Annotated in this window: 18 protein-coding genes, 1 tRNA gene and 2 pseudogenes; 13 read left to right on the plus strand and 8 right to left on the minus strand. The window is 63.5% G+C overall.

The genetic code is table 11. From position 1 onward, the window contains the following. Nucleotides 1-22 precede the first annotated feature (22 nt). Nucleotides 23-211: a hypothetical protein gene (locus tag KG722_RS08320; protein ID WP_213271278.1), complete on the plus strand. Its 189-nt coding sequence runs from the start codon at nucleotides 23-25 to the stop codon at nucleotides 209-211. A 61-nt stretch (nucleotides 212-272) separates the two neighbouring features. On the opposite strand, the gene KG722_RS08325 is transcribed toward KG722_RS08320, so the two are convergent. Next, nucleotides 273-956 carry an extensin family protein gene (locus KG722_RS08325; RefSeq protein WP_213271279.1) on the minus strand — a complete coding sequence of 228 codons (684 nt, stop codon included), beginning with the start codon at nucleotides 954-956 and terminating at the stop codon, nucleotides 273-275. A 133-nt stretch (nucleotides 957-1,089) separates the two neighbouring features. On the opposite strand from KG722_RS08325, the pseudogene parC reads away from it, so the two are divergent. Next, nucleotides 1,090-3,325 (plus strand): annotated as a pseudogene (gene parC, locus KG722_RS08330) (DNA topoisomerase IV subunit A). A 112-nt stretch (nucleotides 3,326-3,437) separates the two neighbouring features. Here the strand turns inward: parC and KG722_RS08335 are convergent. After that, a complete protein-coding gene (locus tag KG722_RS08335) occupies nucleotides 3,438-4,274 on the minus strand; it encodes a TauD/TfdA family dioxygenase (RefSeq protein ID WP_213271280.1) in 837 nt (278 codons plus the stop codon). Nucleotides 4,275-4,333: 59 nt separating this feature from the next. Between KG722_RS08335 and KG722_RS08340 the strand changes: the two are divergent. Together KG722_RS08340 and KG722_RS08345 are read left to right on the plus strand one after the other, a co-directional pair. Then, a pseudogene (locus KG722_RS08340) lies at nucleotides 4,334-5,646 on the plus strand (replication-associated recombination protein A). Next, nucleotides 5,643-6,377, plus strand: a complete 735-nt coding sequence (locus KG722_RS08345; RefSeq protein ID WP_213271281.1) for an RluA family pseudouridine synthase — start codon at nucleotides 5,643-5,645, stop codon at nucleotides 6,375-6,377. Before KG722_RS08340 ends, KG722_RS08345 begins: the two are co-directional and overlap by 4 nt. Here KG722_RS08345 and KG722_RS08350 read toward each other — a convergent pair. The 3 genes from KG722_RS08350 to KG722_RS08360 all read right to left on the minus strand — a co-directional run bounded on the left by KG722_RS08350 (nucleotide 6,359) and on the right by KG722_RS08360 (nucleotide 9,256). After that, nucleotides 6,359-7,363 (minus strand): NAD-dependent epimerase/dehydratase family protein, encoded by a 1,005-nt coding sequence (locus tag KG722_RS08350; protein WP_213271282.1) that lies wholly within the window; start codon nucleotides 7,361-7,363, stop codon nucleotides 6,359-6,361. The genes KG722_RS08345 and KG722_RS08350 overlap by 19 nt on opposite strands. Before the next feature lie 113 nt (nucleotides 7,364-7,476). Further along, complete coding sequence (locus KG722_RS08355; protein WP_213271599.1) at nucleotides 7,477-8,190, minus strand: S49 family peptidase; 714 nt, start codon at nucleotides 8,188-8,190, stop codon at nucleotides 7,477-7,479. Next, nucleotides 8,078-9,256: a S49 family peptidase gene (locus KG722_RS08360; RefSeq protein ID WP_213271283.1), complete on the minus strand. Its 1,179-nt coding sequence runs from the start codon at nucleotides 9,254-9,256 to the stop codon at nucleotides 8,078-8,080. Before KG722_RS08360 ends, KG722_RS08355 begins: the two co-directional genes overlap by 113 nt. Before the next feature lie 199 nt (nucleotides 9,257-9,455). Here KG722_RS08360 and KG722_RS08365 point away from each other — a divergent pair. From KG722_RS08365 to KG722_RS08400, 8 genes are all read left to right on the plus strand, one after another. Further along, nucleotides 9,456-9,529: transfer RNA gene (locus tag KG722_RS08365), tRNA-Gln, on the plus strand. Nucleotides 9,530-10,091: 562 nt separating this feature from the next. Further along, on the plus strand, nucleotides 10,092-10,859 hold the full coding sequence (locus KG722_RS08370) for a DUF3450 domain-containing protein (RefSeq protein WP_213271284.1): 768 nt from the start codon (nucleotides 10,092-10,094) through the stop codon (nucleotides 10,857-10,859). 37 nt (nucleotides 10,860-10,896) lie between these two features. Further along, entirely contained in the window at nucleotides 10,897-12,291 is a 1,395-nt protein-coding gene (locus tag KG722_RS08375; RefSeq protein WP_213271285.1) for a MotA/TolQ/ExbB proton channel family protein, read from the plus strand. Between the two features lie 35 nt (nucleotides 12,292-12,326). Beyond that, nucleotides 12,327-12,836, plus strand: coding sequence for a MotA/TolQ/ExbB proton channel family protein (locus tag KG722_RS08380; protein WP_213271286.1), 510 nt, complete (start codon nucleotides 12,327-12,329; stop codon nucleotides 12,834-12,836). Continuing rightward, nucleotides 12,836-13,252: a biopolymer transporter ExbD gene (locus KG722_RS08385; protein WP_213271287.1), complete on the plus strand. Its 417-nt coding sequence runs from the start codon at nucleotides 12,836-12,838 to the stop codon at nucleotides 13,250-13,252. The genes KG722_RS08380 and KG722_RS08385 overlap by 1 nt, the downstream gene beginning before the upstream one ends. Before the next feature lie 10 nt (nucleotides 13,253-13,262). Then, nucleotides 13,263-13,682 (plus strand): biopolymer transporter ExbD, encoded by a 420-nt coding sequence (locus tag KG722_RS08390; RefSeq protein WP_213271288.1) that lies wholly within the window; start codon nucleotides 13,263-13,265, stop codon nucleotides 13,680-13,682. Between the two features lie 12 nt (nucleotides 13,683-13,694). Further along, nucleotides 13,695-14,318: a TonB family protein gene (locus KG722_RS08395; RefSeq protein ID WP_300998314.1), complete on the plus strand. Its 624-nt coding sequence runs from the start codon at nucleotides 13,695-13,697 to the stop codon at nucleotides 14,316-14,318. 136 nt (nucleotides 14,319-14,454) lie between these two features. Further along, a complete protein-coding gene (locus KG722_RS08400; RefSeq protein ID WP_213271289.1) occupies nucleotides 14,455-15,858 on the plus strand; it encodes a hypothetical protein in 1,404 nt (467 codons plus the stop codon). Between the two features lie 197 nt (nucleotides 15,859-16,055). Here the strand turns inward: KG722_RS08400 and KG722_RS08405 are convergent, their stop codons facing one another. The 3 genes from KG722_RS08405 to KG722_RS08415 form a co-directional block, all read right to left on the minus strand. Beyond that, entirely contained in the window at nucleotides 16,056-16,589 is a 534-nt protein-coding gene (locus tag KG722_RS08405) for a polymer-forming cytoskeletal protein (protein ID WP_213271290.1), read from the minus strand. Then, complete coding sequence (locus KG722_RS08410) at nucleotides 16,573-17,790, minus strand: peptidoglycan DD-metalloendopeptidase family protein (RefSeq protein ID WP_213271291.1); 1,218 nt, start codon at nucleotides 17,788-17,790, stop codon at nucleotides 16,573-16,575. The genes KG722_RS08405 and KG722_RS08410 overlap by 17 nt, the downstream gene beginning before the upstream one ends. A 205-nt stretch (nucleotides 17,791-17,995) precedes the next feature. Beyond that, nucleotides 17,996-18,469 carry a peroxiredoxin gene (locus KG722_RS08415; protein WP_213271292.1) on the minus strand — a complete coding sequence of 158 codons (474 nt, stop codon included), beginning with the start codon at nucleotides 18,467-18,469 and terminating at the stop codon, nucleotides 17,996-17,998. A gap of 94 nt (nucleotides 18,470-18,563) precedes the next feature. Here KG722_RS08415 and KG722_RS08420 point away from each other — a divergent pair, with 94 nt between their 5' ends. Further along, nucleotides 18,564-21,956 (plus strand): AsmA-like C-terminal domain-containing protein, encoded by a 3,393-nt coding sequence (locus tag KG722_RS08420; RefSeq protein WP_213271293.1) that lies wholly within the window; start codon nucleotides 18,564-18,566, stop codon nucleotides 21,954-21,956. The last annotated feature ends 1 nt before the right edge of the window (nucleotide 21,957 follow it).

Raw genomic sequence — 21,957 nt, forward strand, 5'->3', positions numbered from 1 at the left:
TCAACACAAGAAGGCTGATGACATGAAACCGATCCTGATCGCCGCCAGCGCCGCGCTCACCCTCGCCCTCACGGGCTGCATCTCCGTATCCGACCATTCCGCAAAGTCCGCCAAGGTGCAGGAGAATACCGACCTCGCCGTGAGCGTCTGCGGCGGTCCCGGCAATGTCGCCGAAGTGAGCCGCGACGGGTATCGCTGCAAGGGTCGCTGACCGGCGCAAGCTGCCAGAACCGAAAGCCGGGAGGCGCGCCCTCCCGGCTGTTCCGGTCAGATCACCGGCAGATCCCGCCCGTCCCCATATCCATGTGGAAATGGTCGGCATGCGCCGCGTTGTAGTCCGGCCCCAGCGTCACCGAGAAAAGACCACACGCCCCCTCATGCGCGTGCTTCAGGAACTTGCCTTCCTTGCCGCGCTTGCCCCAATGGGCCTCCACATCAATTACCCGCCCGTCCTCCAGCCGGAAGCCGGAGACATCGAGCGCATTGCCAAACGCATGCTGGGAAAGCCGCCGCGAGCCGGCAATGTTGCGGCAGGAGAAACTGCCATAGGTCTCGATCCGCGTGACCGGCGCGTCAAAGATTTCCACAGCCGCCGGGCGCACCACATGCCGCTCCCACATATAGGCTGCCGCCGTCTGCGCGCAGGTCATCTGCAGCGTCGCCGAATAGGGCGTCAGCGTCCGGTCCAGCGTCAGGGCATCAAACAGGCCGCATTTTTCCCCGCGAAGCTCGTCTTGCAAAGGCGTATACAGCACGCCCGCCTGGTCCAGCGCCTTGAAACAGGCCTCCCGGTTGCCTTTCAGCCGCGCCAGCTGCATCGGGGTGGCCACGCCCGGCCTCGCCGCCAGGTCAATCGGCGCAAACGGGTTATGCCGTGCGGGCAGGGCGCGCACGATGATCACGGCAAGGGCTGCCAGAAGAAAGGCATATGTCAGGAGAATGCTGATTCCACGCATATCTGCAGCAGCGGCCTTTGATGTTCCTTAACCAAACGCAGGTTTCTGTTAACCTGCGCTGTTTCCAGCGAGTCGGGGCACCCTGACCCGCAAACCCGCACCAGAATGTGGCGAGACCTGCAAAGAGGCCAGAATGTCCAAACGCACCACCGAGCCCCCAGAGGACCGGATCATCAACGAGCCGATGAGCGAGGCGCTCTCCAAGCGCTACCTCGCCTATGCGCTCTCCACGATCACGTCCCGCGCGCTGCCCGATGTCCGCGACGGGCTCAAGCCCGTCCAGCGCCGCATCCTTTACGGCATGCGCGTCCTGCGGCTCGATCCGGAAGGCGGCTATCGCAAATGCGCCAAGATCGTCGGCGACGTCATGGGTAACTACCACCCCCATGGCGACAGCTCGATCTATGACACGCTCGTCCGCCTCGCCCAGGATTTCAACGTCCGTTATCCCCTCGTCGATGGCCAGGGAAACTTCGGGAATATCGACGGCGACAGCGCCGCCGCCTATCGCTACACCGAAGCGCGCATGACGCGCGGCGCCGAGCTGCTTGATGGAAGGGCTCGACGAGAACGCCGTCGATTTCCGCCCCAACTATGCCGAGAATGACGAGGAACCCGTCGTCCTCCCCGCCGGTTTCCCCAATCTCCTCGCCAATGGCGCCACCGGCATCGCCGTCGGCATGGCCACCTCCATTCCGCCCCACAACGTTGCCGAAGTGATCGACGCAGCCCGTTTCCTGATCGAGAAGCCCAAGGCGACGACCGAAGAGCTGATGCAATTCGTTCAGGGTCCGGACTTTCCGACCGGCGGCGTCATCGTCGAGGATCGCGCCTCGATGCTGGAGGCCTATGAGACCGGCCGGGGCGCCTTCCGCATGCGCGCCCGCTGGCATGTCGAGGATACCGGCCGGGGCACCTACCAGATCATCGTCACCGAGATCCCGTATCAGGTCCAGAAATCCCGCCTCCTGGAGAAACTCTCCGAGCTGCTGGAAGCCAAGAAGGTCCCTCTCCTGGAAGACGTGCGCGACGAGTCCGCCGAGGATGTCCGCCTCGTTCTCGTGCCGCGCGCCAAGACGGTCGAGCCCGATGTGCTGATGGAAAGCCTGTTCAAGACCTGCGATCTTGAAACGCGCTTCTCCATGAACATGAACGTGCTGCACAAGGGCGCGCCCCAGGTCATGGGCCTGCGCGATGTGCTCCAGGCCTATCTCGATCACCGCCGCGAAGTCGTCGTACGCCGGGCCGAGTTCCGCCTCGACAAGATCGAGAAGCGTCTGCACATCCTCGAGGGCTTCCTCAAAGCCTATCTCAACATCGATGAAGTGATCCGCATCATCCGCACCGAGGACGAGCCCAAGCCCGTCCTGATGAAGCGGTTCAAACTGTCCGACATCCAGGCCGAAGCGATCCTCAATCTCCGCCTGCGCGCGCTGCGCAAGCTCGAAGAGATGGAAATCCAGGGCGAGCATACCAGGCTGCAGGAAGAGCGCGACGAACTCGTCCAGCTCATCGGCTCGGTCCGCCGCCAGTGGACGCGCGTGTCGAAGGAACTGAAAGCCGCCCGCGACGAGTTTGATCCCTCCACCGCGCTCGGCCGCCGCCGCGCCACCTTCGAAGAGGCCCCCACGGTTGACCTTGCTGCAGCGCTGGAAGCCTCCCGCCCGAAAGAGCCCGTCACGGTCGTCCTTTCGGCGCAGGGCTGGATCCGCGGCATGAAGGGCCATGGCCTTGATCCGGATACGATCAAGTTCAAGGAAGGCGATGGCCCGAGCTTCACCGAAGAAGTGATGAGCACAGACCGGCTCGTCTTCATGTCATCGGACGGGCGTGCCTTCATGCTCTCGGCTGACAAGCTCCCCGGCGGGCGGGGCCATGGCGAACCGATCCGAATTTCAATCGAGCTGGAAGACAATGTCGCCATCGTCGGCATGTTCAGGTTCGATCCGGAGCGCAAACGCGTGATGGCGTCTTCTACCGGCTACGGCTTCGTTGTTCCGGAGGCGGAGCTTGAATCAAACCGCAAGGCCGGCAAGCAGATCGTCAACACCGGCGGGGGCCATCTCAATGTCTGCGTGCCCGTCCTGGGCGACATGATCGCGGTCGTCGGCACCAACCGGAAGATGCTGATCTTCCCGCTGAAAGACCTGCCCGAAATGCCGCGCGGCAAGGGCAACAAGCTCCAGTCCTACAGCGGCGGGGCAGAACTCGCCGACCTCATCACCTTCGACAGGCGCGACGGCCTCATCGTCGTCACGGGCGGCCGCTTCCGCGCCTTCGAGGAATGGAAAGAGTGGAAAGGCCAACGCGCCCAGGCCGGCAAGGTCGTGCCCAGGGGCTTCCCCCGGACGGGCACATTCAGCGGGTAACGTCGAGCGCTTACTGTTCTGCCGATAGCCACCCCACCCTATCCCTTCCCATGACCATGGGGAGGGATAGGGTGAGGCGCGCTGAGTAAAAAACACACAAGCCCGGCAAGCCCTAAGCCGCGCCGATCGTTGTCCGGTGCAGCAGCCGGTCATGCCCCGCATAGCCGCCTGTCGCCATGTGCAGCGTGCAACGATTGTCCCACATCAGCAGCATGCCCTTTTCCCAGCGGTGCCGGTACTGGAACTCCGGCCGCGTCTGCCAGCGATAAACCTCCGTCACGAGATCCCATCCCTCCTGCTCGCCCATGCCTTCCACGCCCACGATATAGCCCGCGCAGCCAAACAGGCTCTCGCGGCCCGTCTCGGGATGTACACGGATGAACGGATGGGTATTGGCCGCTTCGGCCTCGTCAGACGCGCGAATGTCCATGCTGCGGCCCGTGTCGCCGGCGCCATACATCCCCTTGGGCGAATAGGCATTCTTCGCCGAGTGGATGGCCTTCTTCCCCTCGATCCGGCGGCGAAGATCCTCTGGCATCTCGGCCAGCGCCTTGTACTGGTTCACGAACAGCGTATCCCCGCCCATGGGGGGAATGGTGATGCCATAAAGGCAGGTGCCCTGCGGCGGGCGCGCCTGAAAGCTCCAGTCCGAATGCCAGCTCTCGGCAAAGATCGGCGAGGTTTCATCGGCTGCCCGCTTGACCGCGATGATGTGTTTGCGCCCGGGGATCGGCGCAATGAACGGATCGTCGCCAAACGGCCCGAAGGCGAGGGTAAAGCGCTCGAGATCATCATCGCTGAGGGTCTGCTCCGGAAAGCAGATCACCTGATGCCTCAGCCAGATGTCCCGGATCTGCGCTGCCAGGTCCGCAGAGACCGGCTTTGACAGATCCAGCCCGCGAACTTCCGCGCCACACGCCATGTCAGAAGGTGTAACAGTCAGGGTCATTTTATATTTCCTCCCAATCCCCACCTTACCATGCCCTGCCCAAAGTCCTAGAAGTCCCCATGAGCGATCTTTTTTCCGCCGCTGGCCTTGAAGACACCGCGCCCCGTCCGCTGGCAGACCGCCTGCGCCCGAAGAAGCTGTCAGACGTCGTCGGGCAGGGGCATCTGATCGGTCCGGACGGCCCCATCGGCGCGATGCTGCGCAATGGCCGCCTTGTCTCGATGATCCTCTGGGGCCCGCCCGGCGTCGGCAAGACGACGATTGCCCGGCTGCTCGCCCAGGAAACCGATCTCGAATTTGAGGCCCTCTCGGCCATCTTCTCAGGCGTCAAGGATCTGCGCGCCGCCTTTGAAAAGGCCGAGGCCCGCCGCCGCATCGGCAAGGGCACGCTGCTCTTCGTCGACGAAATCCACCGCTTCAACCGCTCCCAGCAGGACGGGTTCCTCCCCTTCGTGGAAAGCGGCACGGTCACGCTGGTTGGCGCCACCACCGAGAACCCCAGCTTCGAGCTCAACGGCGCGCTTCTCTCCCGCTGCCAGGTGATGGTGCTCAAGCGCCTCGAAGACACCGATCTGCGCGAGCTGATGACGCGCGCGGAAAAAGCCATGGGCCGCCGCCTGCCGGCTGTTCCGGAAGCCCGCGAAGCCCTCCTGCGCATGGCGGACGGCGACGGGCGCTACCTCTTGAACCTCGTCGAACAGGCCTATGCCATGCGCGGCGAGCCAGGCCTCCTGAGCCTGGAAGAAATTGCCACCGGCCTGCAGAAACGCGCCGCCGCTTACGACAAGGACCGCGAGGAGCACTACAACCTCATCTCCGCCCTGCACAAATCCGTGCGCGGATCCGATCCCGACGCGGCCCTCTACTGGTTTGCCCGGATGCTGGAAGGAGGCGAAGACCCGCTTTTCATCGCCCGCCGCCTCATCCGCATGGCGAGTGAGGACATTGGCCTGGCTGATCCCACCGCCCTGATGATCTGCGGGGAGGCCGCCCGCGTCCTATGAGCGCCTCGGCTCGCCCGAAGGCGAGCTGATGCTCGCCCATGCCGTCATTCATCTCGCCACCGCGCCCAAATCCAATGCTGCCTATGTCGCCTACAAGGCCGCCCGCCGCGCCGCTGCGGAGACGGGCAGCCTGATGCCCCCCAAACATATCCTCAATGCCCCCACGTCCGATGATGAAGGATCAGGGCTATGGCTCAGGCTATGTCTATGATCACGATACGGAAGAAGGCGTTTCGGGCCAGGACTATTTCCCGGACGCCATGGGCCGCCAGCAATACTACACCCCCAAAGGCGCAGGCCGCGAAAAACCGATCGCCGACTGGCTGAGGGAAATCGCCGCCCTCCGCCAGAAGAAGACCGGCGCATGACCCGCAACCGCGACATCCCCGCGCTCAGCCCGGAAACGGTCGCCCTCGCGCGCAGCCTGCTGATCCATGAGGACGCCGTGCTTCTGGCGTTCAACAAGCCCTCCGGCATGGCCTCGCAAGGCGGCAGCAGCGTCGGCCAGTCCCTCGATGATCTCCTCTGGGCCTTTGCAAAGTCCAACGGCAAGCGCCCGCGTCTTGTCCACCGGCTGGACCAGGGCACCTCCGGCGTCATCCTCACCGCGCGCACCCAGCCCGCCGCCGCTTCCCTCTCGGCCGCCTTTGCCGGACGCGAGGCGAAGAAAACCTATCTCGCCCTCGTGAAGGGAAAACTTCCGCCTGCGGAGCATGGCGTGATCGATGCCTCGCTTGTGAAGGTGGAGGAAGGCGGGCGCCCCCGCATGATCCTCGCCCGCGAGGGCCGCAAGGGCGCCCAGCCCGCGCGCACCGGCTGGCATGTCCTTGCCCGCAATGGCGACCACGCGCTGATACAGATTTCCCCGGAAACCGGCCGCATGCACCAGATCCGCGTGCATCTCATGTCGCTCGGCTGCCCCATCCTCGGCGACGGCCTCTATGGCGAAGGGCAGGCGACCGGCGCCCGCGTCATGCTGCATGCCGCCCGGCTGGAGGTGCCCCATCCTGACGGCGGCACGCTGACGCTCGAGGCGCCCGTGCCGGAAGATTTTCAGACGATGGCGGAAAAGGCGGGCCTTCAGGCCGGCTTGAAATAATCGCGATACCAGTCGACGAAGCGCGCAATGCCGTCCCGGTAATCGGTGTCCGGCGTATACCCGGTCAGGGCTTCCAGCAGGCGCACATCGGCAAAGGTCTGCTTCACGTCGCCCGGCTGCATGTCGATCATGTTCTTCTCGGCCTTGCGGCCAATGGCGTCCTCGATGGCCTCGATATAGTCCATCAGGCGCACGGGGCTGGCATGGCCGATATTCACGAGCCGGTAGGGCGCCACCGGTGAGAGGGAATCCCCGCGGATCAGATGGTCGCCCACCTCCGGCGGATGATCCATCAGCCGGCGAATGGCCTCGACCAGGTCGTCGATATAGGTAAAGTCGCGCAAGAGGTCGCCGTGATTGAACACGTCGATCGGCTGGCCCTTGAAGATCTTGTCGGTGAACAGGAAGAAGGCCATGTCCGGCCGGCCCCAGGGTCCATACACGCTGAAAAAGCGCAGCGCCGTGGTCGGCACGCCATAGAGGTGGGAATGGCTGTGCGCGATCAGTTCGCTCGCCAGTTTTGTCGCTGCATAGATGGTCAGCGGGTAGGGCGCGGAGTCGCGCTCCTCGAAGGGGAATTTCTGGTTGGCGCCATAGGCAGAGCTCGTCGAGGCCAGCACGAGGTGGCGCGTGCCATAACGGCGCGCAAGATCAATCACATTGAACGAGCCGACGATGTTGGCGTCGATATAGTCGCGCGGATGGTCGAGGCTGTAGCGCACGCCCGCCTGCGCGGCGAAGTGGAGCACCATCTCGGGCGCGTCCCGCCGGAACACGGCCTCCATTGCCTCGCTGTCCTCGATGCGGATGCGCTCCAGGTCAAAGCCGTCGAATGCGGCGAGGCGCGCGGTGCGGTCTTCCTTCAGCTGCGGGTCGTAATACGGCGTGAAACAGTCGACCCCGGTCACGCTGTGGCCTTCCTTGAGAAGCCTCAGCGCCATTTCGCTCCCGATGAACCCGGCGGCGCCGGTTACAAGGATTTTCATGTTGGTCCGGTCTCGCGCCGCTGCGGGGACCTGCTAGCTAGCAGGTCCCCTGAAAGTGCAACACCCCCACCGGTCAGGCGAGGGTGTTGCGGCAGGTCAAACATCAGTGAGGATCAGCGCTCGCGGATGCGGGGGCCGATCGCCATGACTTGTCCGGAGTTCATCGCTTCGGCCGTCGCCAGTTCCTCAAGCAGGACCCGTGTCCGCTCGTCGCCGGCGATCGAGCTGATCACGGCGGCGGCGCGGGCGGTCTCGGCGGAGACGCCGAACAGGTCCTCAAGGGCTTCAAAGCCCGACTTGCGATAGGGGTAGAAGGCGAGGCGCGGTTTCACGTCGGCTTCGATGCTGGCCAGTTCCTTGGCTTTCTCGATGGCGTCCATGAATGTGCCGATCTCGTCGACAAGGCCTTGCTCGAGCGCATCTTCCCCGGTCCACACGCGGCCGCGGGCCACTTCATGCACCTGGTCATAGGTCATGCTGCGGCCTTCGCCCACATGGGCAAGGAACCGGTCATAACCGCGCTTGAGCATGTCACGCACCTCGGCTTCCTGGGTTTCGGTGAAGGCCTGCGTGCCCCAGGCAGAGGCAAAGTCGCCGCCCACCGTCACGGTGTCAAAGGTCACGCCGACCTTGTTGAACGTGCCGTCCAGGGCGAACTTGCCGCCGAAGATGCCGATCGAACCGGTGAGCGTTGCGCGGTTGGCGAGGATCGCGTCAGCGCCGGTCGAGACATAGTATCCGCCCGGAAGCTGCCAGGCTCCCCATGGAGACGACGACCGGCTTGCCCGCTTCCTGGGCGCGCTCGACGGCGCGCCAGATCTGGTCAGAGGCGGTCGGCGAGCCTCCGGGGCTTTCGACGCGGAACACGATGGCTTTCACGTCTTCGTCCTCGGCCGCATCCAGAATGGCGCGGGCAATCATGTCAGAGGCAAAGGCCGGCGGGTCGGAGAAGGGCGATCCACCTGCAGAGCCGCCGGTGACGATGGGGCCTTCGCCGCCGATCACCGCGATCAGCGGGGCTTTGCTGTCATACTTGGCAGGCGAAACATACATGCCGAGGTCAATCATCTCGGCATCATCGCCGCCGGCGCGTTCCTTGGCGGCCTCTTCGGCCTCTTCCGGCCAGCCGAGCTTGTCGACCAGTTTCAGCTCCAGCGCGGTTTCCGCGGGCTTGGGGCCGCTTTCCAGAACCGTGCGCAGCTGCCCGGCCGAGGTGCCGCGGTCTTCGGCGATCTCGTCGAGAGCGGTTGCCCAGATCGAGTTGGCGAGGGCGACCATGGCTTCACGGTGGGGCTCGGTGTAGCCCGCCTCATTATAAGAGTTGGGGGCGTTCTTGTATTCGTAGAAGGGATAGATCTGTGGTTCCAGATCGATCTTCTCGAACAGGCCCTTGAGGAACTCGGTCTCGAAGGTCACGCCGGTGACCATCAGGTCGGTGCCCGGCTGCATCCAGATTTCATCGGCGGCAGAGATGGAGTGGAAGGCCGAAGGGCCGCTGGCGCCGAACATGCCCTGCGAATGGGCGATCACGAACTTGCCCGAAGCCTGGAAGCTCTTGAGGGCTTCGCGCAGCTCTTCGGCGCGGGTGGTGCCGAAGCCGAAATCGGCGCCGCGAATAAAGAGGCCTTTCACCGCGTCGTCCGTCTCGGCGTCTTTCAGCTTGATCAGAAGGTCGATGAAGCCCGGCGTGCCGGAGAGGGCGGCAAAGCCGCTTGACGGCGCCTGGTCGGGATAGCCGGCATTCAGGTCAAGGGTGAGGACGATATTGTCCGGATGAGGGGGCTTTGCGCCCGCCGCTATGCCGATCAGGGTGAACAGGAAAAAGAAGCCCAGGACGATGAAAAGGATCATCGCCGCAAAGGCACCTGCCATGGACAGCAGAAAGGTTTTCATTTCCAGGAGGCCTTCCATAATGTGGCGCGCAGGATGCGCTGGACGTAGTTCGGATCGATATTGTTGATAATCGATAAAATGTAAAGGCCTGCTGTACTGCGGGTCCCTGTCGCAGGCCTTCTGGTGAAATCCGTGTGCAAAACGCTGGCAGCGGGTGTTGCCAGCGCAATAAAGGTTGGCTATCTGGCGCTTCCACTGTTGGGGTGTCGCCAAGTGGTAAGGCAGCGGTTTTTGGTACCGCCACCCTAGGTTCGAATCCTAGCACCCCAGCCACCTTGTCTCCTGTCCTGTATTTTCTGCGTCAGTCCGGCCGCGCGTCAGCGCGTTTGGCCGTGCCACCTGACGCGCGCGCAAAGCGCTGCCAAGGAAAGCGGCAACATTGCCCCAATTGTCCGCACTGACATGTCTGCGGACGTAATCCTGTCATGATGGATCGCTAGAGGAGGGAAGGGGTGCTTTGTGTTGCACCGGACCGGCACTGCGCTGGGCCGGTTGCGAAAAAGGGCAGTCAGGATATTTTCTGAAGGAATCGTAAAGCCTGATTGATCCGAAATTAGAGGATTGTTACCGTTATGGTTCACCGCTAAGGGCTTTCGGCGATCTGCAGCAGAATGCCGCTGGATCATCATGACAAAACAGAGGGCGGACAGCGCCCCGTTTTCAAGCAGGGGAGGTGATTGGGTGAATTCTCCCATTCCACTTCCGGGTCAACTTTCGGCTCAGTGTGTGCGAGCCGGTACACATCGGGACGGCCTCGCAAGCAGGACCGCCCGTAACCAGGATTTGCGCGCCCTTGAGGGCGCGTCACCGTTTGGAGAGTTGAGAGGCTGACCTCATGAAGAAATTTCTTTCACCCGCCCGCAGCGTGATCGCTGCAGCGCTTATTGCCGGGCTGGCAATCCCAGCCCAGGCACAATTCCGCGATGCGCTGAACACGGGCGAGCAGGCGACCCGGAGGGCAGAGCAGGTCCAGGACCAGATCAACCAGCTGGATGATCAACGCTCCGACATGGTCCGCGAATACCGCACCCTCCTGCAGCGCCGCGATGCTGCCGAGCTGTTTGCCAAACAGCAGGAACTGGTTGTCCAGAGCCAGCGCGAAGAGATCGCCTCGCTCACCGAACAGCTGGGCTCGATCGACGACATCACTGCCCAGACCGTCCCGATGCTCCTTGGCATGATCGAAGACCTCAAGCTTTTCGTGGCCGCTGACCTTCCGTTCAAGATGGAAGAGCGCACGATGCGTCTTGAGGCCCTCGACGGTGTCATGGCCAGCCCGAACGTCACCGCGTCCGAGCAGTACCGACTGATCATGGAGGCCTACCAGGCCGAGATGGAATACGGCCGCACGATCGACACCTGGCAGGAAGAGATCACCATCGACGGTAACCCGACGACGGTCGACATGTTCCTCTATGGCCGTGTCTCCCTCGTTTACCTGACGCCAGCCGGCAAAGCCGCCCGCTACGACCGCGCAACCGGTGAGTGGGTCGCCCTTCCGGGCAGCTATGTCCAGGATGTCCAGCGCGCCATCAGCGTTGCTCAGGGCAAGGCCCAGCAGGTTGTCCTGTTCGCCCCGGTCCAGAAGTTCTCGGTCCAGTAACCCGGTCCGAACCGTCAGAATCAAAGGTTTTCAAGACATGTTCAAGTTCAAATCCTCTCTGAAGGCTCTGGGTGTTTCGGTCCTGCTCGCATCGACCGGCGTGCTCGCTGCCCCCCCGGCAGTTGCCCAGTCCCTCTCCGAAGTCCTCGCCGCCGTGAAACGCGACTCCGACCAGATGTCGGCTGCTGACCAGGCTCGCCTGCGCGAGTTCCAGCAGGACACCGCCAGCCAGGCGGCCCGCATGGCCGAAGGCCGCGCGGCGCTCAACGCTGCTGAAGGCCGCGCAGCTGCCCTCAGCAACGAGTTCGACGCCAATGAAGCCCAGCTCGGCGCCCTGGAACAGCAGGTCTCCGAACAGGCCGGCGACTTCCAGGAACTGCTTGGCCAGTTCCGTTCGGCAGCCGGCGCCACGATGCCGGAAATCGCCAACTCCTTCGCCAACTTTGACTATGCAGACCGCGTCGACGCGATCGCCGAGATCGCTGAAGCCCGCGTCCTGCCGACCCGCGCCCAGCTGGAGCGTCTGCCCAAGGCGATGCTGCAGGAAATGATCGCCCAGTCGGAAGTCAAAACCTTCACCGCAACCGTCAACGGCATTGGCCCGGAAGGCTCCAACGCTGAAGCCGAACTGATCCGTATCGGCGTGTTCACGGCTGCGACCACTGATGGCCGCGAGCTGGTGGAAGTGCGGGGTTCGGGCTCCGACACCTTCCTTCAGGCATTTGCGAAACAGCCGGGCGGCGCTTACTCGTCCAGCCTCTCGTCCCTGATCCGTTCCGGTGAAGGCGAAGTTGTCCGCGCGCCGGTCGACCCGTCCAAGGGGAACCTCTTCGGCATCCTCGGCGACCTGCCGAGCTTCGGCGATCGTCTCCAGCAGGGCGGCGCCGTGGGTGCGGTCATCGCCTTCCTGGCCCTGATCGGTATCCTGATCGGCCTGTTCAAGGTCTTCACCCTGTTCACTGGCGGCGCTGCAATGCGCGCTACCGCAAAGACCCGCCAGGCAGGCACCGGCAACCCGCTGGCCCGCGTGTTCGAAGTCTACGAGAACAACCGCACTGCGGACGTGGAAACCCTCGAACTCAAGCTTGACGAGCAGATTCTGCGCGAAAGCCCCCGCATCGAGCGCTTCAACGACATCATCAAGGTGCTCGCCGCGATTGCGCCGCTGATGGGCCTGCTCGGTACGGTTATCGGTATGATCATCACCTTCACCGCCATCACCATCTACGGTGCAGGCGATCCGAAGCTGATGGCCGGCGGTATCTCGGTCGCGCTCATGACGACGGTGTTCGGTCTTGTGGCCGCCATCCCGCTGCTCCTGATCCACGCTGTGGTTTCGGCCATGGCGCGCGGCAACCAGCAGCTTCTCGACGAGCAGGCCGCTGGCCTTGTCGCCGAGAAAATGGAAGCCATTCACGGGGGCCGGGCATAAGCCCGCCCCTCAGAGCGCTCGAGGAGTAACCCGGTATGGGTTTCCAAGACCTACAAGCCTTCCTAGATCGTGGCGGTCCGGTTCTGATCGTCATCATGGCAGCCACATTCGTCATGTGGGCGCTGATCCTGGAACGGCTGTTCTACTTCCGCTTCGCCCACAAGAATGTGGCGGCTGACGCGATTGCCCAGTGGAACGCCCGCACGGACCGCAAGTCCGTGCCGGCTCACTGGATCCGCGACAAGCTCGTCTCCGAAGTGCGCGCCAAGGCGGAAGCGAACGTCCAGCTGACCAAAGCAATGGTGGCCCTTGCGCCATTGCTGGGCCTGCTGGGCACAGTTACGGGCATGGTGGCCGTGTTTGATATCATGGCCATCACCTCCGGTGCCGATGCCAAGGCCATGTCGGCCGGCGTGTCGCGCGCCACGATCCCGACCATGGCGGGCATGGTTGCCTCTCTGTCAGGCATCCTGTTCACCTCGGGCATGGACCGGCGGGTGAACCGTTCTGTCCAGGCGGTCGAAGACGATATGGAGATCAGCTGATGCGTGGACGCAGTTCAAGAGCCCCTGATGAGGCCAATGTTGACCTGACGCCCATGCTGGACGTCGTGTTCATCCTGCTCATCTTCTTCATCGTGACATCGACCTTTGCGCGTGAGGAAGCGATCGGCCTCGAGCCGCCGCCGCCGCCGCCCCCGCCGGATCAGCCGATCCCGCCGGATCAGCAGGCGATCCTGATCTACATTGACGAGTCGAGCCTCATCACTGTGAACGGGCGCCCGACGGACATCGGGTCGGTGCGTGCAAACATCGAGCGCGTGGTCGCAGAAAACCCGCAAAGTGCGCTTGTAATCCAGGCTCACCCCAAGACCCGCTCGGGCATTGTGGTGAGGATCCGGGACGAAGCGTACAATGCGGGCTTCACTGACCGCGTGAACATCGTCATTTCGCAGACCTAGGAGACCAGCCATGGCCAGAAGAAAACGCCAAGCAGCGGCTGGGGGCAGCGCCGAGGATGATGTCAACCTGACGCCCATGCTGGACGTCGTGTTCATCCTCCTCATCTTCTTCATCGTGACCGCTCAGTTCATCAAGGAGCCGGGTGTTCCCATCATTCGTCCGGAAGTGGACAACAAGGCAGGGGTCAAACCCCTCGCCATCCTGATCGCGATCAATGAGAACAGCGAAATCTATGTCGATAAACAACTTGTGAGCCCGGATGAAATCGGGTTCGTTATCAAGGAGATGCGCCTTGATAACCCGCGTGGCGAGGTCGTTATCCAGACGGACGTGGACGCTGAAGCGCAAGTTATGGTTGACGTAATGGAAGCTATCAACAAGATTGATGGGGATACGGTCATCAACATCTCGGCGAAAACGACGGGCTAAGGAGGATCGGGTATGCTCAATAATCCATTCATGCGCCTGCTGGTTGGTGTGGTTATCGCCGTACCGATCGTAATGATCCTTTTCCTTCTCATGAGTGCGCTCATCTCGGTTGATGAAATCGAGTTGCCGGAAGGGGAAACCCGCGTCCTGGCCGCCATCACCCCGCAGAAGCAGGACAGCGAAGTGCGCACGCGCTCGCGCTCCCAGCCCAAGCGGATTGATGCGGCCCAGAAGCCGCCGCCGCCACCCAAGCAATCGGCCACGAAGTCGAGCATCAACCTGCCGACTCCGAGAATCGACGGGGCTGTTCCGCAGAACCTCGATCTTGGCCGGATGAACTCGCTGGCGATCGACCCGGTTGCCGTGTCCGACCGTGACGCGCAGCCGATCCGTCCGCCGACGCCGTCTTTCCCGCAACGTGCGGCTGAGCGCGGCATCTCGGGGTCCTGTGATGTGCGCTTTGACGTGGATACACGCGGCAAGCCCTACAACATCCAGGCAACCTGCACGGACAACGTCTTCAAGTCGGAAGCAGAACGCTCGGTATCGCGCGTCGAGTTTGCGCCCAAGATCGTTCGCGGCAAGGCGGTCGAGCGCCGTAACGTGGTCTACCCGCTGGAATTCAACATCCAGTAGGCCCCCAATCGGGTGATGGCGGCTGCTCCAGGCAGCGGCCATCAGCCCCTTCGGCGGAGTTGCCGGCCCGGGCTCAGGGGCCAGCCGGCGACCCATCAGGTCCAGAATGCCGCCTCGGCGGCGAGGAGAAACAACGATGCAACTCAAGGCAATCCTCAAAGGGGCGATCGTAGCGGGGGCGATGGCTGTGATGGGCGCAGGGCATGCGCTGGCACAGGCTTGTACAGAGACCCAGTTCAGCGCGAAGACGGGCCAGTCCTATCTCGACGCTGAAACGGCCGCGATGGCGAACAAGGACTGGGCGACGGCGATTGCCAAGCTCAACCAGCTGCGCGCCGGCGAACTCAACTGCTACGAAGAAGGCGCGGTCATCCGCCTTTCTGCCTATATCAAGATCGAGACGGGCGACCGCGCAGGCGCCATCAAAGATCTTCTGGACGCGATCAACAAGGGTTACATCCCGGAAGATCAGCGCGCCCAGACCTATTACAATATCGCCCAGATCTACCTGCAGGACGAAAACCTCACCCAGGCGCTCGATTACATGAAGCGCTGGATCCAGGCCGGCGGCAAGCCGGACCGGACGCAGAAATGGCAGCTGGCGGTGCTCAACCAGCGCGCCGACAACAATGACGAGGCCATCAGATGGGCCGAGGACGTCCGCCGCGATGATGGCAGCAAGTTTGACCAGCAGCTCTATGACCTGCTCGTCTTCCTTTACAACGCAACCGGCAACAAGGCGAAGCTGGCTGAGGTTCTCGAAACCCTCGTCGAGCGCAATCCGCAGGAACGCAAATACTGGGATGCCATTGCCGGCAACTACTTTGCCGACAATGAAGAGCGCAAGGCGTTTGAAGTCCAGAAAGCCATGTATCTCGGAGGTCTGCTGAAGACCGAAGAGGAGATCATGCGCATCGTGAACTTTTATAACCGCTTCAACGCGCCCTTCCATGCAGCCCGCGTGCTCGAGAAGGAAATGAATGCCGGCCGTATCAACAAAACGGTTGAGCGCATGTCCCTCCTGGCCGACTTCTACCAGGTCGCCCGTGAGCATGAAAAAGCGATCCCCGTGATCCGCCAGGCTGCCGAAATGGGCGGTGGCGGCGCGATGTATGAGCGTCTCGGCGCGTCCTACAGCGAGCTGCAGAAATGGCCGGAAACCGAGGAAGCCCTCCAGCGCGCCCTTCAGCTTGGCGGCGTGAAGGACCGGGGCAATGCCTGGGTGCGTATCGGCCAGGCCCGCTTTGAGCGCAAGGACCGAGCCGGTGCCCGCGAAGCCTTCCGCCAGGCGAACAATGCCGGTGGCCGTGGCTGGCTCGCCTTCATGGAGTCCGAAGAGTACACCCGCGACGCGCTCGTCTGCTTCGAGGTTCAGGCAGCCCTCCTCAACGTCCAGAACGAAGAGAAGATCTGCAAGAAACTCGCTGCCCTCGGCGACAGCATGCCGGAAGGCTGCAAGACCGTTGCGACCCGTATCGAGGCCGCCGAGACGAAGTTCAACGACACGCCCGAGTGCAAGCGCGCAGCCCAGCCGGTCTGATCCGCTTCGCCAGGCCTGGCAGCCAAAAGCAGAGCCCCGGCCCGAAAAGGGCCGGGGCTTTGTCCGTTCTGGCCGCAATTGGCCGCATCTGTCACGCGTCTGACCGGCCTCAAATGACCGCCTTCGGGCCACAAAAAAGCGCCGGCAGGAAACCCGGCCGGCGCGATTTTCATCCGTCAGTCTTCTACGGGCGGACGTCAGCTCGGCGGCGAGGAGCTCGAGATGCTGTAAGGGCCCGGTGCGTTGGGGGCGACTGCCGGCTTGCTGTCGCTTCCCGTCGAGGCGGCGCCTACAGGCCCGGTCTCTTTGAGCGGGTCATCGGCATGTTTCACCTGGCCCTCGAACACGGCATTCGACTGGATCTGCAGCGATGAATGGACAATGTCGCCCTTCACATGCGCGCCGGTCTCCAGCTCCACCTTGCGGGCGCGGATCGAGCCCTTGATGCGGCCTTTGACCTTGACCACTTCGGCTTTCACTTCGCCGATGATCTGGCCGCTGGCGCCGATGGTGATATCGGTGGCGCTGACATCGCCGTCCACAATCCCGTCGATCTGCAGGGCGCCCTCAGACGTCACCGAGCCGTTGATCTTCATGTCAGCGCAGATAATCGAGGCGGCCCGTGCGGCCGGTTTGGTTGCCGCGCCGCGAATGGCATCCTGGGCGGGCACCGGCTTCTGCATCGGTTCTGGCGGGGGCGCCGCCGGGGTTTTGCTATTCTTTGTGAACATGTTTGCCTGCTTTCAGGAACTTCATAGGGTCATAAGGCTTGTCATTGTACCACACTTCGTAGTGAAGGTGATCCCCGGTGCTGCGCCCCGTAGAACCCATGCGCCCCACCAAATCCCCCCGCTTTATAACATCCCCCTTCTTCACCGTATATGAGCGAAGGTGGCCATAGCGGGATCTGAATCCGTGGCCGTGATCAATCTCGACCAGCAGGCCGTATCCGCCCCGCGGGCCCGCATGCACAACGGTTCCCGGGCCGGACGAGACGATCGGTGCGTCGCGATAGGCGGCAAAGTCGGTGCCCCAGTGGGCGGCCGGCCGCTTGGTGAAGGGGTCGACGCGAATGCCATAGGGGCTGGTATAGCGAAACGGTACGGTGATCGGGGTGCCGAGCGGCAGGTCATCCACGATCCGCTCATAGTGCTTCATCTCGGCGATGCGGGCGCGGGCCTGCGCCAGGCGGGTCATGAACGAGGTGTCCCCGCCGATGGCCTGTTCTGAGGCCGAAGAGGTCAGCGCCCCGATGGAAACCAGAGGCCCGCCGATGCCGGTCTGCGGCGCGGCGATCCGGTTGCCGGTGGCCACTTCGGTCAGCACCAGTACGCCCCGGGCCCGCTCTGCCCGTTCGGCGGCCAGGTCTTCCATATGGTTGAACAGCATGTTCATGTCGGACTCGATCGCCCTGGGCGTGCCCCGGGCCGGCGGAACGCCAACAGAGGCGAGGGTCAGGTAAGCGTCGCGCGACTGGCGGCGGTCGGCTTCCTCTATGGTGGCTTCCACCAGCAGCGCAGCGCCGTCGCCTTCGAGCGCCGACATCTTCATGCCGTCCTCTTCGCGCATTTCGTTGAGAAGTTCTTCAAGCGCGCGCTGCTTCTGTTCGAGCTCGGCGGTTTCCTTGGTGCGTTCTTCCAGCAGGGTGCGCTGGAGGGATTCGCGGGCGCGCAGATCCTGGACCCAGCGCTCATACTTGGCGAGTTCCTTGCCCTCGCCCGCCTGCGGGGTACCCGGGCCGCCGGCAAGAACGAAGTTTGCGGTCGCAAACATGGTCCATCCGGCGAGGGCGGCAATGCCACCGGCCATCATGGCCTGCTGCCAGGGGGAGATGGAAATATAGCGGACGGTCCCACCGCTGCGATGATAGATCTGGCGTTCCGGAAAAGCGCGATCGAACGTCGCTTTTAGGTTAGCACTCCACTTCGCCATGCAAGCTACCTGTCAGCTGGAAACTTTTTTCATGATTTACCGCGAAAGATATCTTCCGCAGCGCTCCCATACCCCGGGATATACATACGCAATTCGCGAGGGTGGGGAACCCCTTGAGAGCACATTTTTCGGCAATGTTAGCTTGATTGGGTTAATCTGCTGTTAACCCGGGCATCTGTTGCAGGCGCAACAGGTCCGGCGCCTCCTAACCTGTCAGGGAGTTAATGAAATCCAGCACATCTGCGGCATGCCCCTTGACCCGCACTTTGGGCCACACACGGATGATCCTGCCGTCCGGCCCGATCAGGAAGGTGCGCCGCGCCATGCCCATATAGGTCCGTCCGTACAGGGTTTTCTCCTCCCAGGTGCAATAGGCGTCCGACACTTTTCCGTCTTCATCACTGCCGAGCTCGATGGCCAGGGCGTGCTTGGCGGCAAACTTTTCATGCCGGGCCAGCAGATCGCGGGAGACCCCCAATACTGACGCCCCGGCCTTCGCGAAGGCCTCGGCATGTGCGGTAAAGTCGATCGCTTCCTGCGTACATCCCGGCGTATCGTCCTTTGGGTAGAAATACAGCACAAGGTATCTGCCCGCATAGTCGGCCAGGCGGCGCTTACCGGTGATCGTCTCGATGGTGAAGGCGGGGGCCTTGCGCCCTTCCTGCGGTCCTGCGGCCATGTAATGCTCCTATGGTGCCTGAAGTTCACGAAGTTTATAGTCTTCTCATGCCTGTGGACCTGCGGCAGATACGACTATCCTGAGGAGCCCGCCATTGGTCCGCCAGACCGCTTCCATCGTGGTTTTCGAGATCCTTGGCGGATTGGTCCTGCTGGCCTTCGTGCTGGGGGCCGCGCTGATGCTGCGCCTGGCCGGCGGTCCGATCGACCTTGGGCCTTTCCGCGATAATGTCGAAGACGCCATCTCCGATGCGCGCGATGGGCGGGGCGTTGCCCTTGGCAGCCTCCAGCTGGAATGGTCTGCGGAAAACCGCCGTCTCCAGATTACGGCGCAGGACGTTCTCCTGCGCGACGCTGCCGGCCAGCCTGCGGCAGAGGCCGATCATGCGGTCATCCAGCTTTCCGGCTCGTCGCTGGTCTTCGGTTCGGCCGAAGTGCTGGCGATGGATCTCAGCGATGGCTGGATTGCGATTGACCAGATGTCGGCCCGCCAATGGGCGCTCGCGGGCGATCCCCTGCCGGAGTTTCGTGAAACCGTTCTGCCTGATACGCCCCAGGGCTGGATCGATTATCTTGGCCGCGTCCTGCCCGAATGGCTGCGCGCCCTGCGCGAGGCGCGGGAGGGCATGCGCCTTGAAGGCGCAGGCTTCGAGAATATCGAGCTGCGCGTTCGCAATGAACGCCGCGCCGTGATCGGTACAGTCGAGCAGGCGAGCGGACGTCTAACCCTCGCGCCTGAAGGCATGGCCCTGAGCTTTTCGGGCAATGGCCTCGGCGACGGCCTGCCCGCGGGCATTACGCTCGCCATTTCGAGCCTCGAAGCAGACCGCAGCCTTCGCGCCGAGCTTGCACTGGCTGACTGGCCGCTGGGCGATTTCGGCGCCCGCCTCGGGCTTGACCGGGAGCTCACCGAAGGTCTGCCCTCGGACATTCGCGTGGCGGCTGACTTTTCCGAGGCCACCGGCATTGATGAAGTCACGCTGGTCGCCAAAAGCGGGGCGGGCCAGCTTTCCTTTGCCGGCCAGCTCTGGCCGGTGCGCGACCTCGATACCTCGCTGCTCTATGATCGCGCGGAAGACAGGCTGAACCTCAAGATCGCCTCGCGCGGCGCAGGGCCCTTCACCGGCACGGCCGACATTGCGCTGGAGCAGGCCCTCACGGGAGAGGGCTTCCGCCCCTTCGTGCTGCAGAGCCCGGCGCTGACACTCGACCTGACGCCCGCCTTTGCCGCGCCCATCGATCTCGCCAGTGTCCGCGTTTCAGGCGAGGCCGATGTTGATGCCCTTGCCCTTCGCGGGGCAACCGCCGCGTTTGTTTCGGGCGGGGCGCAGTTTGACGCCAGAGGCGATATTGCCCGCACGCCGGACCGCCAGCCGGGAGAGCCCGCGCTCATCAGCCAGCTGGAGCTTTCCGTGCCTGGCCCGATGCAGCTGGAAACCGTGCTCAGTTTCTGGCCGGTGGGGCTTGGCTCGGGTGCCCGCAATTTTGCTGCCCAGCGGATCGAGGCGGCCTCCGTGTTTGATGTCGCCGCCCGCATCACCTTGGCCCGCGACAGTCTGGCGGCAGGCTATCTGCAGGATGATCATCTGGAAGTGACCTTCCGGGTGGAGGACGCTGTGGTCCGGTTCCTTGACGACCTGCCCTCGATCGAGAACGGTTTCGGGGAAGGGCGCCTGACCGGCAACAGTTTCCGGGTCCAGATGAGCCAGGGCCGTTTTGCCGGCTGGACGCTCAGCGAGGGCCTGGTCGATTTCCCGGCCTTCAATCCCCGCGGCGGGGATTTCCGCGTCTTTGCCAGGGGCAGCGGGCCTGCGCAGAACCTGATGAAGGCGCTGGTGGACTCCCGTCTCGAGATCAATTTTGATCCGGCGCGCCTTTCGGGCAATGGCGACCTGACTTTCGAGATGTTCCGCCCGGCGCTCGACGATGTGCCGTATGAAGACGTTCGCTTCACCGCCATCGGTACGGTACGCAATGCGGGGCTGAAAGGCGCCGCGCTCGGCTTTGATCTTGCCAGTGGCACGATGGACGTGAAGGTTGACCAGGCCGGCGCCGAGCTTACCGGCGCGGCCAGGCTCGGCCCCTCTCCGGTCACGTTCCGCTGGTATGAAGGCTTCACCGATGACGGCGCCCCGGCGGACCTGACCGCCAGCGGAACAGTCTCGGCAGACTTCCTCAACCGCTTCGGTATCCTCGGGCGCGCCTACATGACCGGGGAAGCGCCCCTCGATGTGACTGCCCAGCTCGACGGCGAAACGCTGGTCTCCTCGCGCGTCGGTGTGGATCTCACCCCGGCGCGCCTCGACATTTCGGAGATCGGCTGGGTCAAACCGGCCGGGACCGCTGCCCGCGCCGATGTGGTTTTCTCCCAGCGCGGCGAGATGTCGACCTCCAGCGTGAAATTCACGAGCCCCACCGCACGCCTTGACGGAGACTTCACCCTTGGCCCGGATTCGAAGCTTATCTCCGCCGACCTGCGGGAAGCCTTCTTTCGCAATGTCGCCGAAGTGAGCGGCGCTGTGCAGCGCGAGCCGGGCGACCGGCTGACGCTTACCCTGGGGGGCAAGCATCTCGACATTTCCGGGCTGATCGCCGGCCTCGGCGGAATGGCCGGGGCGGCGGGGGGCGCGCCGGAGGAAGGCACGCCGCTGACCATTGCGGCCGAAGTTGACCGGCTCACGCTTCGCGAGGGGCTCGACCTGCGCCAGGCCAGACTGCTCGCGGTGACCGGCACGCGCGGGCTCCAGTCGCTGGAAGCCAGCGGCCTTGCCCTTGGCGGCGCGCCGCTCCGCGCCCGGCTTGCCGCGGGCGGCGCCGCGCCCATCAGCATCGATGTCACCTCGGGCGATGCCGGCTTCATCGCCAGCGCGTTCCTCGGCGCAGACTTCATCACCGGCGGAGAGCTTGTCCTGACCGGCACACTGGAAACGGCCAGCGCCCCGGCCGACCTTGTCCTGCAGCTTACCAATGCGCGGATGAGCAATGCGCCCTTCCTGACGCAGATCCTTTCGCTCGCCTCGTTGCGCGGCCTTGCCGATACGCTCAGCGGGGAAGGCGTCATGTTCTCGCGGATCGACATCCCGATGAAGGTCCAGGGCGGGCGGTATGTCGTTTCCGGGGGCAAGGCGCAGGGCCCCGCCCTTGGCCTCACCGCCAGCGGCTTCATAGACCTCAACAGCCAGGCCATCGAGATTGACGGCGTGCTTGTGCCAAGCTTCGGCGTGAACTCCGCCCTCGGAGGGATCCCGATTATCGGAGACCTCGTCGTCGGCCGGGACGGGGAGGGCGTCTTCTCGCTGACCTACAGCGTGCGAGGTACGCTGGAAAAGGCCAATGTCTCGGTCAACCCGCTCTCGGCGCTGGCGCCGGGCGTCATCCGCCGCATCTTCGAGAACCCCTCAGACACCAGGATCCCCGAAGCCACCCCGCGTGCGCCCGATCAGGCCCTGCCCGAAGGGCTCCCGCCACTGAAGGAAGAAGAGTTCTAGA

This window comes from Hyphomonas sp., from assembly GCF_018402285.1.
Taxonomy (GTDB): Bacteria; Pseudomonadota; Alphaproteobacteria; order Caulobacterales; family Hyphomonadaceae; genus Hyphomonas.

Coding starts and splice junctions, on each gene's coding strand:
- KG722_RS08320 (WP_213271278.1), top strand. CDS start 23: ATGAAACCGATCCTGATCGCCGCCAGCGCCGCGCTCACCCTCGCCCTC.
- KG722_RS08325 (WP_213271279.1), bottom strand. CDS start 956: ATGCGTGGAATCAGCATTCTCCTGACATATGCCTTTCTTCTGGCAGCC.
- KG722_RS08335 (WP_213271280.1), bottom strand. CDS start 4,274: ATGACCCTGACTGTTACACCTTCTGACATGGCGTGTGGCGCGGAAGTT.
- KG722_RS08345 (WP_213271281.1), top strand. CDS start 5,643: ATGACCCGCAACCGCGACATCCCCGCGCTCAGCCCGGAAACGGTCGCC.
- KG722_RS08350 (WP_213271282.1), bottom strand. CDS start 7,363: ATGAAAATCCTTGTAACCGGCGCCGCCGGGTTCATCGGGAGCGAAATG.
- KG722_RS08360 (WP_213271283.1), bottom strand. CDS start 9,256: ATGAAAACCTTTCTGCTGTCCATGGCAGGTGCCTTTGCGGCGATGATC.
- KG722_RS08370 (WP_213271284.1), top strand. CDS start 10,092: ATGAAGAAATTTCTTTCACCCGCCCGCAGCGTGATCGCTGCAGCGCTT.
- KG722_RS08375 (WP_213271285.1), top strand. CDS start 10,897: ATGTTCAAGTTCAAATCCTCTCTGAAGGCTCTGGGTGTTTCGGTCCTG.
- KG722_RS08380 (WP_213271286.1), top strand. CDS start 12,327: ATGGGTTTCCAAGACCTACAAGCCTTCCTAGATCGTGGCGGTCCGGTT.
- KG722_RS08385 (WP_213271287.1), top strand. CDS start 12,836: ATGCGTGGACGCAGTTCAAGAGCCCCTGATGAGGCCAATGTTGACCTG.
- KG722_RS08390 (WP_213271288.1), top strand. CDS start 13,263: ATGGCCAGAAGAAAACGCCAAGCAGCGGCTGGGGGCAGCGCCGAGGAT.
- KG722_RS08395 (WP_300998314.1), top strand. CDS start 13,695: ATGCTCAATAATCCATTCATGCGCCTGCTGGTTGGTGTGGTTATCGCC.
- KG722_RS08400 (WP_213271289.1), top strand. CDS start 14,455: ATGCAACTCAAGGCAATCCTCAAAGGGGCGATCGTAGCGGGGGCGATG.
- KG722_RS08405 (WP_213271290.1), bottom strand. CDS start 16,589: ATGTTCACAAAGAATAGCAAAACCCCGGCGGCGCCCCCGCCAGAACCG.
- KG722_RS08410 (WP_213271291.1), bottom strand. CDS start 17,790: ATGGCGAAGTGGAGTGCTAACCTAAAAGCGACGTTCGATCGCGCTTTT.
- KG722_RS08415 (WP_213271292.1), bottom strand. CDS start 18,469: ATGGCCGCAGGACCGCAGGAAGGGCGCAAGGCCCCCGCCTTCACCATC.